This window comes from Candidatus Hydrogenedentota bacterium, assembly GCA_019695095.1.
In the GTDB taxonomy this organism is placed as follows: domain Bacteria; phylum Hydrogenedentota; class Hydrogenedentia; order Hydrogenedentales; family SLHB01; genus JAIBAQ01.
In genome coordinates this window covers 15641-28193 of the sequence record JAIBAQ010000075.1, presented here as the reverse complement: position 1 = coordinate 28193, position 12553 = coordinate 15641, and the positions used below count along the sequence as shown (strand labels likewise).

The window sequence follows — 12553 nt, the reverse complement described above, 5'->3', positions numbered from 1 at the left end:
CTTCTGCGTGCTTCCCGGCCTGACTCAATGCGGTCACGATCGAATCGGGATTGCGAACGGGGAGCTTGTCTCTCCACAACTTCATGGCCTCATCCACGCGCCCGCACGCTACAAGCGCCGGGAGGAGGAACACGAGACCGTCATCATTAATCGGCTGTTTCAGAACGGCTTCGACGTCAGCAATTGCTTTGTCAGTGTCGCCAGCCTGGGCATACAGTTGAGCACGAATAGTCTGCTGCCAAAAGTCGCCTTCGTTAATACTGCTTGAGTCCAAAATTTTGCGCGCTTCCTCCTTTCGACCTGCTTGAATGTAGACACGCGCCATTTGCTGCCAAGCCATACGAGCTGGGACGTTGCCTTGGGGTAACGTCGCGTAGAACTTCTCAAGCAGAGGAAGGGATTGAGCCGGATCCTGTTGACTGCTGATGAGTTGATCCAGCACGTTAATGTTCTCCGGTCTGCCGGGGAACTTCTCCAACATCTTCACCAGAAGTTCCTGTGCTCGGCCATGATCTTCAATACCTTCGTAGGCCCATATCATCGATTGGTAGGCATTGGGCGATTCAGCAGCAAGCACCTTCTCTTCAAGACGTTTGGCCATGAGAATCGTGCCGAGATAGTCGCGGAAGCCTTGTGGCGTACCGCCCCCTCTCGAGCTGCCAATGAGGGACTTCTCGGCTAGACTCTCCACAAGATCGATCTCACCATGCATGAGCAGGGCTCCAAAGTTGTTGTATTCGCCATATTGCGCCAGCCTCTCTCCGTCCACCTTGACAATTTCAATCAGTTCATCCCAATAGCCCCAATGCTGCAGAAAATGGGGATAGTACTGCATGGCTGCGTTGTCGCCGCGCGTTTTGTACGCTTCCTGCAAGGCGTCGTGGGCCCACGCGGTGTCACCGGCGCGTGCGGTAGCGTCTGCGAAACCAGCCTTTGCCAGAAGGCGTTTGTCTTCGGGAATCTGAGCCAGGATTTCGTCGCGCAGTTTGATCGCATCACATTGGAATCTGCCGTAGTTTGTAAGCGACTGCATGGCTTGCTGGATCTGCGAGAATCCAGGGTTCTTCACCATCCAGACTTTCAGCGGTTCCATGATTGCGTCGAGCTTTCCCTTCTCGGCCAGGCGCTGTGCGCAACGTATGGTTGGGTACCAGTTGTCCGACGTTGATGTGGAGAGCTTTGAGAATGCTGAAATCAGCTCGTCTTCACTCATCTGCTCGCCAAGCATCTCCACATAGATCTGCATCAATTCGGGGTTGTCTGGATGCGCAGCCATGAGTGGCGTGAGAATTTCGCGGATCTTCTTGGGATTCGAATGGTAGCGATACAGGTGCTGGCGCGCTACTTCGATCATGGCAGGCTGGTCCTTAGTGAGGATTTCCTTCTCGAAGAACTCGGCCATTTGAGGAGATTTCTGCGCTGCCTCCGAAAGACTGTAGCCAATCTGGCGTATGACATTCTCGTCGTTCTTGGCCACAGTGAAGGCCTCGTTGGCGTATTCCTTTGCTTCATCAAGCATGTTGTTGTCTATGAGCCTGCGCAAGACATCCGACATTGCGTAGAGGTTGTTCCTGGTATCCACCTCGCGCTTGAACGTCTCGAACGCCTTCTTGCGGTCGCCCTTCTTCAGGTACAGTGTCGCGAGACGGTTCCAGTCCAATGACCCTTGCGCGGCCATCTGGTTCTCCATCAGCGAAATGGCGCGGTCATAGTCCTGTTGAGCCTCGGCCACATTGATTATCTCGCTGATGACCCCTTGACCGGGACGCGCTGCGTTGATTTCTTCCAACAGTTTCATCGCGTCGTCATATCGTTTCTCGCTCTTGGCGATGGCCGCCAGCAGCCCCTTGGCCATCATGCTCGTCACATTTGCCTGCGCCGCCTTTGCCACTTCTTCCTTAAGCTCGGGCAGCCGATCCAGGCTGCCGTAAAACTCTACAACTTGTGTCATCACGTGAAAATTGATGAATTGATCCAGTTGACTATCCGCACGGCTGAGAATCTCTTTGTATACGCGAATTGATTCTTCAGACTTCCCACCTTTCCGGTAGGCTTCCGCGAGCGCCATGCGCAGATGGCCCGCATTCGGGTCCGATTTGAGAATGCGCTCGTACAATGCCGCGGCCTGATCGAAGGCCTGGTCATTCAACTGTTGCTGAGCCAATTCCTGCAGGCGGCGCGTATCCGTCGTTCGTTGAGCCATTTCGTTATCGAGCGTTGCGAGTTGCTTATCCTTCCCAGCTTGCCGATAGGTCTCCCGCACTTGCCAGGACACAGTGAAGTAGAGGGATGGCTGCGTGCGAAGCAGCTCTTCGTAGATCTTGATTGCCTCGTCGTGCCGTTGATGGTTGGACAAGAATTGAGCAAGCTCCATCTTCGTTTGGGGAGAATTGGGACGTCGCGCGCAGAGGTCCTTGTACAGATCGATGGCTTCTTGTTGACGGCCGCTCTGGTCGTACAGGGCGATCAGGCATTCGCGCAACTTCTGCGAATCCGGCTGCTGCTTGAGCCTCTCCTCAAATTCTGCCGTCAACTTCGGTACTTGTTGGGCCTGCTGGTAGGCGTTAAGCAACATTGAGAAAGCCGGATCGTTTTGACCGGGCATTCCGCGTCCGAAGGGCATACCGTAGCTCCTCATTGCAAGCGGATTCCGTTGTGCGTTTTCCCATGCACGGCGCGCAACTGCAATGGCCTTATCTGCCTCGTGGTTTCCGATATAGGCCTGAACCAGGTTCTGGAGTACCCCGATGTTGGGATTCGGCATCTGTGCTTGTTCTTCCAGTATCGGCACCAGAAGGTCCATACGCTTCTGCCGACGAAGCTTCTCCATGAGCGGATACAGGTCACCCATGTTGCTCATGGCACTTGCCGCAGACTTCTGGTTCAGACGTTCCCGGTAGAGTTGAACAGCCTGCTCAAGGTTGTCTTGGAGCACGGCGATATTGAACCGAGCCTGAGAAATAGACGAGGCCATTGACGGGTTACGAGCCTCAATCTCCTTGTAAAGGGCGAGCATGCCGTCGTAATCGCTGGCAGCGTCCATGAAGTACAGGGTGCACTGGGCGATGTCATTGTTGTCCGGTTCGGCTTCGTGCAAGCGTTTGACAAAGGCAAGGCCCTCGTCGAACTTCGATGCACGGTCCAAAGTGCTCAAGTACAGACTGACAATTGTCCAGGCCTGTGCCTTCTCTTCCGGCGTCCCGGCATTGAACCACTTGTCCGCTTCGGTCTTCAGCCGGTCAAGCACCGGTTGCAGATCGGCAAGGTTTACCGTCATTTGTTGAAGCTGTTGCAGCGCCTGAGCTCGCGTGTAGTCATAGAAAGGTCCACCGTATGATTGGGGCATACTGCCTCCCTGGCGCGCCCCGGGGTATGCCTGTGGAACATAGAGGGAGGCGCCTGATGCTCTACTCCGCATCGCGGGTTGTTGGGGAGGCGCCGGGGCGAAGATAATGTCCTCATACACGGCCTTGGCTTCCGCCACCTGTCCCCGCTGCTGATAGTTCTGGGCCAACTGCATGCGGTAGTTCTGCGCGTTCTGCGGATTGATCTCGGTAGCGCGCGCAAGCAATTCCTTCACTTTTGCCACGTCGCCGGATTCCGCGTACGATTGGGCGAGAGCCACGATCACTTGCTCGTTGTCAGCGTATTGCTTTAACAGAGACTCGCCATACTCAAGCGACTTGGCATTATCACCGCGCAGACGATAGAGACGGAACATTCCCAGTTCGGCGCCGATCTTATTGGCCGGGTCGCGCTCCATCATTGCCTGGTATTCGCGCTCCATTGCGTCGTACTGCTTTGTGGCGGTATAGAGCGAGAGCAATCTCCAACGAAGATCGGCATTGTCCGGCTGCTGTTGCAGCACTGCCTGTCCAAGCGCAATCGCTTCCTCGTTCTTTCCGAGTTGCTGATACAGCTCGAACAGGTCTTGCTTCACGCGGAAGTTCCCGGGCATTTCCTCCATGCGCTTCTTGAAGCGTTCGACAATGGGTTCCAAGTTCTCCGTGCGACGGGCCGTTTCCACGAGCATGGAAAGGATCTGTGGGCGATAGTACTGCAGCGAGCCATAGGGAAGACCCTGCGGATAAGGCCCTCCAACGTACCCCTGCGGGTACGGTCTTCCGCGGCCTACGCGCATCGAAGGCGGATACGTCATTGGCGCAGGAGTCGGGGAACTTGACGCCGCTGGCGTAGGTTGCGAATCGTCCGCCAGTTGCGAAGCCTCCAATAGATCGATCAGTTCCTTAATCGCTTCGTCGACCTTGTCGAACTGCGTAAGGTTTTGCGCGTATTCAATCCGCAGACTGTAGTCGGTGGGATCCAATTCGATGGCCTTGCGGCGCGCGGCAAAGGACTCCTCCACTTGTCCCCAATTCGACAAGGTGCGGGCAAGCAACTTGTACGCATTGGCATCCTTAGGATTCTCCGATGTGATGCGATCCCACGATTCTTTCGCCTTCTCGTAGTTGCCAAGCTGGGCATATGCGGCACCGAGCCGTTCCCAATCGCTCATGGACGGCTTGCCCGACATAGCCATAAGTTGTTCCGAAACGCTCACGACTTTGTCCAGCTTTCCCGCGTCATAGGATGCGGTCAGCATAAGCCGCAACACGGCCGCTTTGTCTTCGACCGAGGCGGAGGCGGATTCGTAGACTTCGATGGGCTTAGCCACTTCGCCCGTGGCGCGATAGATTGCCGCCAACTCCTGGTAGGCCGAGATATCCTTGGGCGCCTGCCGCACACGCTCCTTGAATTCCTGAATGAGTTCCGGCGCGCGCTGCTGTTGCTGATAGACGTTGGCGAGGCGGGCCACCGCGTCAACCCGTTCCGCGTCGGAAGGGGACACTTCCATCATCTTCCTGAACGCATCTCGCGCCTCTCCGAGACGTTGGAGAGAAGTGAGCGCATCCCCGTATTGCGCATACAACCGAGGGTCGTCGGCTTTGAGACGTATGGCATTGCGCATCTGCTGCAACGCTTCGTCCGGCCGCTGAAATTGGAGATAGGTTTGCGCCAGCATGGTGCGAACTTCCACATCGTCCGGGGCCAGCTCGGCGGCGCGCTGCGCGGCGGCAACGGCGTCATCTTTACGGTTGGCCTGCATATACAGGTGGACAAGGGCGCGACAGTACTGGCCAACGCGCGTGGCGTCGATAGCAATGAGTTTCTCGTAGGCCGCGATGGCCTTGTCGATCAGACGCATTTGCGAATAGGATTCCGCGAGCTCCTGCCAATGCGCAGGGACATCGGGTTCCAACTGCGTGCACTGTTCGTACAATTCGACCATGCGCTGCCGGTTTCCGAGCCGCTCGTACAGATGCGCGAGCCGTAGTTTGGGCATGGTTTGGTCCGGACTCTTGGCCGCTTCGTCTTCCCACTCCTTCTGCTTGGCTTCCAATTCCCCGGTTGCGGCGTAAACGTCGATCATCCCGCGCTCGCCCAAGCTGTGGTGATACTCGTTTTCGGTCTGCCCGGCAAGCGCGCTGAATTGCGCGAGGGCATCTGGATATGCCTTTCGGCTCATGCACAGTCGCGCAAAAGCCGCGCGGTGTTCATATGCCTTCGGATCGAGCTCAATCGCCTTCGCATACAATTCCGATGCTTCGGTCTCAAGCTTGTTAGAGGCCAATACCGAGGCGACTTCGGCGTAGTCCGATGCCGTGCTTTCAGGCGTCAAGACCGACTTCCATAGCGCCACCGCTTCTTCCGACTTCCCGGCCGTGTACTTCAAATCCGCCAATCGGAACACCCATTCCCGATCGCGCTTTGCGGCTATGGCCGTCTCGTATTCGGGAATTGCGTCCACCGGGAATTCGTATTGTTCAAACCAACTGGCCACTAGGGCATGATCTTCCGGCTTCGCGTCGGCCTTCAGTACACGCCTCCAGGTCGCTTTCGCAGTCTCTGCATCCCCCGCGACGAGGAACGTCTCGCCGAGACGCCGAATATAGTCAGGCTCGGCCGGGATCGATTCGATGAGTTTCTCGTACATAGCGCGTTGCTTATCCGGCGCGTCCATGCGCGCGTAAAGCGCTATCAGGCGTTCGCACGTGGGAATGTGACCGGGCGCGCGTTCGAGCACGCGTTGCAGTACAGCCTCTGCTTCCGGCAACTTTCCACGGCGCGTGAACGTCTCGGCGAGCAGATCGGGAAAATCGAGGTTCGAAGGCATAGCGGCAATCTGCGCCTCCAAATACTTCTCCAGCCCTTCCAGATCCCCCATGCGCTCATAGACACCCACCAGCCGTTCCTTGACGTCTTCGAACAACCAATTCCCGGGAGCCGCCAGCCCTAGAGCCTTCTCGTATGCGGCAATGGCGTCGGGGTACGTGGCCGCGCGCTCGTGGTCTTCACCGATGGCCCGCCATGCCCGGCATTGCAGGTAAGGGTTGTTCGAGCTGCGGTCCAGCAGGGATTTCCAGGCGCCAATCGCTTCCGGCCACATGAGATTGTCTTCGTATATAGCTGCCAGTTCCTCGTAGGCAAATGGATCGTCCGGCGCTATCTCGACCAGCTTCTGCCACGCCGCGATAGCTTCGTCGCGCTTGCCCAGACGCATCAGCACGCCGCCGAGCGTTCTGCATACCTGAGCCCGCTTCGTCGCGTCGGTCAGTCCGTCGCGTGCAGCGCTTAACAACTCCACGGCCCGATCGAATTTGTTGGTGTCGACATAGAGCGAACCTAGCAACGCCTGGAATTCGGGCGCCGGTGCGCCCAGCGCCGCCGCTTCCTCCATCGCCTGGAGGGCCTCCTGCATCTTGAACTGCCTCTGATACACACGTCCGAGCAAGATGAGCGCGGCGGCTTTTGTTTCCGGCGCTTCCGTTTCTTTCTTAAGGGCAGCTATCCAAGCGTCGACTCCGTCGAAAGTCAGGTAACTCTCGTACACGCGCGCGAACGCCTGATCCTGCACCGGATTCTGGTGCAGTGACGCCAAATAGCGGTCGCGAATCTGCTGGTTCTGCGGGTCAAGTTGTGGACCGGTTTGCCCCAGGGCCGCCAGCGTGAAGGTTGCGGCAACGGCGAACGCCACCATCTTTCTTACCTCCCGGTTTCGAAACGCATGTCGATAGATTCCGAAACGATTCGCACGGTTGTTCACGTGAAGTGACCTTTATCCATAGCGTTGTGGACTCTTGAAAACACGCCATCCCGCCAGATCGAGACGGCGAACCGCGACATCGATTACAAACAGAAGCACGGCGACCAGCAGGAGCCACGGCCATAACCGTTGCCGAACAAAGACGAATTCATCGGGTCCCACTGCAAAGAGATCCTCCACGGCCGGATTGAACGTGCCGCCGCCAACAGTTGCCAGCTCCTTCAGGAACGGCTCGTTGGTGCCCAGGTGCCTGTATTCGGGCTTGTAGGACACCGTGATACCGCGCGTGAAATCGGAGTACGTCTGCATGCCGGGGACATCACCCCCCGATTCATAGACAGCCTGCGCTTGGCGAATCTTGAAGAGATAGCTGCCTACGGTCCGTATGGGCGTTGTGGCTTCGTAGCGGCCTGGTCCCGATTGTTCGAACGTAAGGGCAGAAATACCCAAAGACGGATCGATCAACTGCGCAGACGTGGACAATCCATTCACGAAATTGCCGTTTTCGTCGATGTTGTCGACGGCGATGTGTCCCTCGTTTCCGCGTAAGGTAATGGACGTCTCTGTTCCCTTGCTGTCGCTCAGCCGCATGGCATCACGCACAACCTGCGACCAGAATTTTCCGTATCCCGGCCACGACAGCCAATCGGAGGCCCAACGGCTCTTTGCGTCCGACGTGAACGCCACCGACTTGCCTAGCCCGAATTGCCATTTCACCAGCAAGGGATCGCCGCGCTCGGAAGCGAGGAGCACTTTGGCCGTCGACTTGGGCGCCGTGACAACGTAGCCGAACAGAAATGGGGAGGTCTGCCAATCAATCCCCTGCACGATCGGATCGTGCTTGAACAGTTGTGCGAGGAAAGGTTCCTCAATTAACGACGATTTTGACGCGCTCATCGTTTCTTTACTGAAAATCTGCGGTATGTCGTAGGGATCGGCCGTAAAGTAATAGCGGCCCTTGCCCAAATTGGCCAAATCCTGCAGCAAGACCGTGTCGGCGCCTTCGCCAACGGCAACGGTGGAGACGGTAATCCGGTCGCCTTGCATTTGCGAGACGATCCCCTGAAAATCGCCCGGCTCTGAAATACCATCGGTCAGCAAAATGACGTGCTTAAACTGTGTGGGCACGTGCGACAGCGCGGCGTGCGCCTCAACCATCGCGGGATAAATGCTTGTTCCGCCTGCGGCTTCGATGGTAGAGATTGCCTGGATCACGCTTTGTTGATTCTGTCCTGCCTGAAGATCGACGACCCATGTCGGCTCGCTGTCAAATGCGATGACGCCCACGGCATCCCTTGGACCCAGCAGTTCCGTCGCGGCAATGGCCGCTTCTTTCGCCAGTTCCATCTTCTCGCCACCCATGCTTCCGGAGTGGTCGATGACTAGCATCATTGCAAGGCTGGGCGTATCCTTCTTCTTTTCGGAGCGCATGCGGACCGGCAACGCATCTTCAATGGCCGTGCGGTAGTAGCCGCCCAGCGCGAAGGACTCTTCTCCGCCGATCATGATGAACCCGCCGCCGAGGTCTTCGATATACGAGCGAAGCAGATTCATTTGCTGCACGGATACATCGGTGGCAGGTACGTCCGACATGAGCACCGCATCGAATGCAGCCAGCTCGTCCAACGTTGCAGGCATACCCTTGCCTTCACGAACCTCTACTGAAATGTCTTCAGCTTCCAATGCGCGCGCCAGGTAACGGGCGTCCTGCTCATGCTTCTCCAGGAGCAGCACGCGCGGCTTCCCTTCAACGGATACGATCCCCCCCGCGACGTTGTTGTCCGCGAAGAAGTCCGAGGCGGCGGAAACGTGCAGCTCGTACTTCGTGAGTCCTTCCGCGGGGTTCGTTTCGTCGAATGACAGTGCGTTTGCACCCGCCTTCAGAGAAATGGCCTTCTCCTGCACTTTGAATCCGTTGCGATACAAAACGAAAGACGCATCGGTGTCTCTCGTGGCATGTACTGTTGCCGAGACGGAAAACGATTGTCCGCGCTTCACTTCCGCCGGAACGTTCAGATCCTCCAACAGGACTTCGTCTCGCGTCTCCACCGCATAGGGAATCGAATAGAGGCGAATCCCATGATTCGCGCAACGTTTGGCGGCAGCCATCGCATCACCCACAGTCTCGTTGCCGTCCGTGAGAATGGCGATTCGATTGATCGTATCCGCGGGCATGATCTCGCGAGCGCGCTGCAACGCCAGTTCAATGGAGGTGTCCGCCGCATCCGTGGGCTTCTTTAGAATCTCCGGAAACTGGGGCCTCGCGGTAACAGGAACCACCGTGTCGATTCCGGAGGCGAATGTGATCAGACCTGCGCGGCCAGGATTCGTCGCGTGGGTCTGCACCTTCGCAAACAGGTTTTTCGTCTGCTCAATCGCGGTCTGTGGCGTACTGTCAGACAGGTCCGCAAGCACAAGTACCGAGACGCGGGTGCTCTTCGTGCCCAGCAACGAGTTTGCGAGCGCCAATACGAGCAACAGAATTACGAATGCGCGCACGGCCGTTGACAACGCCAGTTGCGCGCGCGGGCTGTCAAGCAGCGTGCGGCGAAGCACCAGCAAGGCAGCCGGAATGGCCACCAGCGCAATTAAGAAAAGGGGAGTTTCAAACTCGAATCGCATGGCCCCCTACTCCACGATCCGGCGGTGGAACAACCACCATTCCGCGCACACGACACCGAGCGCCAAGGTCGCCAGGGCCAGCCACGGATCGACACCAAGCCGCAGTCCTCGAGCGATTTCTGGGATTGGTTTCGTGCTGGTCACCGGCAGCGTACTCGCGGGCGCAATGTGTGTTTCGCGCCGGCTGTTCACATTGGCGGCGAAGAGCGGGAATTGTTCATGGCCTGCGGTTTCGCCCGAATAAACGCCGGCACTCATCACCGGCGTTAGGGAACGTTCGCTGAAGACTTTGCTCTCTTCAGCCCCGGAGGGTGGAACAATTCGCGCTATTGGCTCCGAAGCGTGATGACCCTGGCGTTGTTGGTACGCTTCAACTGCGTTGGCCGTGAGTATGCTTCCGATCTCCGGCGATTGCCATTCCGCATCGGTCGTGACCTCCGCGAGATACCGTATGGCATTGGCGATGAGAATTGGATAAGCCACCCGCAACGGGAGATCCGTTTCGGTGGTATCAAACGCGATGGCCAGCGACTGCGCGGGCGCAGTCGGATTCACAAGGACCAGCGGATCGCCAAAGGAACGAACAATGGGGAGAAATCCCTCCTTTGGAACAACCTTCATGCCCTTCGGAATGGTCAGGTTCTTCAGGTTGGTGTGAGCCGTCACGGCGTGGCCCGATTCCCAGTCCGTCACGATGGCATCGGTCAGTTCTCCCACAGTCTCCAGACCGTAGTCCGCGGGCCATGAAGCAATAAAAACCGCTGGACCGTCGGGTGTCGTTTGCGGCGCCCACCGGTCGAACACGGTTACATCCGGTGGAGGGTTTGGCGTGCCGGGATACAACGCGGGAGACATCGTCTCCAGCGCGATGCCGTCGTCTGTTCCCAGCGCGCTTTCGAGGAACAGGTTGTTTTCAGTGACGAGCAGAACGCGGATGCGCTCCACCGCCGGCAACACCCCAAAGGCGCGATTGTCCAGGGCAAACGCATCCTTCGAATCCAGGACAAGTTCGACACGCCCACCCTCGGAACTGACTTGCCTGATCGATCGCACTTCGCTTGAATTGGGTGGCAGCGTCAACTCCGCTGCATCCACCAATTGATCGTCCACACGGACTTCAAAGGGGATGCGCCGATTCTGCTGACATGCGTTGGTTACCTCGAAGAAGATTTCGAAATCACGCGGCGTGCCCGGCAGCGGACGCACCTGAAACGCAGTGATGCCGGCATTGTCCATCGCTTCGCCAATCCGAACGAACGCAAATTGGGTCCGATCGGGAGGCTCGAAGGCGACCGGGTCGAACGCCCCGTCGCTGATTACGTACACGTGAGTCTCGCGCGGATCGGGCGCAAGCTTCCGTACCAGTTCGAAAGCGCCGCTCCATTTTGCGGAACCGTGCGTTACGTGGATCTTCTCCAACGCATCCAAGAGGCTCCTCCGGCTGTCGGAGAACGGCACCACAATGTCCACGTCGGGACCGACGACCGTCAGCATGGCCGAATCACCCTGGGACATCGACCGGATTTCCTCGGCCGCCCGTGCGCGCACCAGCTCGAAGCGAGTGCCTCCCGTTTCTTGCGTCATCATGCTCGCGGATACATCGAGCAGGATAACTAGACGCCGCGCTCCCAGCAGGTCTTTGGAGAACGTGGGCCGTGCCAGCGCCAGCACAATGAACGAGACAATCAGCAACTGGAGCAATAGAGAAAGCAGCTTGCGTAACTTGGTCAGTGAAGTGACCGAATGTTCGTCGCGCAGGATCTTGTCCCAGAAGAGCAGCGTCGAAACCTGTACGTGCCGGCGGCGCTGCTTCAACAGATACAGCAGGACTATGGGAATGAACAGCGCGAAAAGTGAAAACGCTATGGGTTGTGCGAACGCCATTGTTGTGCTATCGCGTCCTTATCATTGAAGCAAGCGCCCACGGCGCAGCATGTGCATCACAGCCTCCTGAAACGGGATATCGGTGCGGCAGCGGACGTATCCGATCTCCTTTGATCGGCAGAAACGTTCTATCGATGCGCAGTGATCGGCAAATACGCTCTGGTACTTGCGGAGCAACGCCTCGGTCAGCGTAACGTCGCGGAACCGGTCTGACTCCGAATCGAGCAAGCGCAAGTCTCCCAACAACGCGGGATCGGTCTCTTGCGGAGACACGACATGGATCACGTACGGATCGAACTTGTGAAAGCGCAGGGCATTGAGCGCGCCGACGACTCCTCCCTCGTCGTACAAGTCCGAGATAACGATGGCCAGGCCGCGCTTGTGTGTGCTCCCGGCGAACGACTGCAATGCCGCGCCCAGATCGGTTTGCCCCTTCGACTCGCGACCTTCTAGAAAGCGCAGCAGTTGAAAGACCTTGGCCTTGCCTCGGATGCGCAGTGTGTCGGCGGCGCTTCGCGCGGGAGAATCCGCGAACGGGATCACAACGACGCGGTCCAGACTCGCAAGTCCCAGGTATCCGATGGCCGCGGCGAGCCGCCTCGCGTAATGCCATTTGTAAGGCATCCCGAAATCCATGGATTTCGAGCAATCCAGCAGCAGATAGATGTGAAGGTCTTCTTCCTCTTCGAACAGTTTCAAAAAGAGCTGTTCGGTGCGAAAGAAGACGCCCCAATCGATGAATCGAAAATCGTCGCCCGCCGCATAGGGACGGTGATCGACAAATTCGACACTCACACCCTTCTGCTTGCTGCGCCGCTCGGCCTTGAGTTGGCCGGAAAGAACTTTCCGCGCGACAATGTGGAGGTACTCGAGTACCTCCATGAACTGCTCGTCAAAGAGCGGCTCGGCGCGATCGTCCACGAACTGGGGTGCGACGGACAT

4 protein-coding genes are annotated in these 12553 nt (G+C 57.6%); all 4 read right to left on the bottom strand.

Annotated elements, in window-relative coordinates:
* Window positions 1-7039, bottom strand: a 7039-nt coding sequence (locus K1Y02_13785) for a tetratricopeptide repeat protein (GenBank protein ID MBX7257429.1), incomplete at its 3' end; no start/stop codon positions are given.
* Window positions 7040-7117: 78 nt separating this feature from the next.
* Entirely contained in the window at window positions 7118-9727 is a 2610-nt protein-coding gene (locus K1Y02_13780) for a VWA domain-containing protein (protein ID MBX7257428.1), read from the bottom strand.
* A 6-nt stretch (window positions 9728-9733) separates the two neighbouring features.
* On the bottom strand, window positions 9734-11611 hold the full coding sequence (locus K1Y02_13775; GenBank protein MBX7257427.1) for a BatA and WFA domain-containing protein: 1878 nt from the start codon (window positions 11609-11611) through the stop codon (window positions 9734-9736).
* Window positions 11612-11632: 21 nt separating this feature from the next.
* The gene (locus K1Y02_13770; protein MBX7257426.1) at window positions 11633-12553 is read right to left on the bottom strand and encodes a DUF58 domain-containing protein; all 921 of its coding nucleotides are present in this window, start codon (window positions 12551-12553) and stop codon (window positions 11633-11635) included.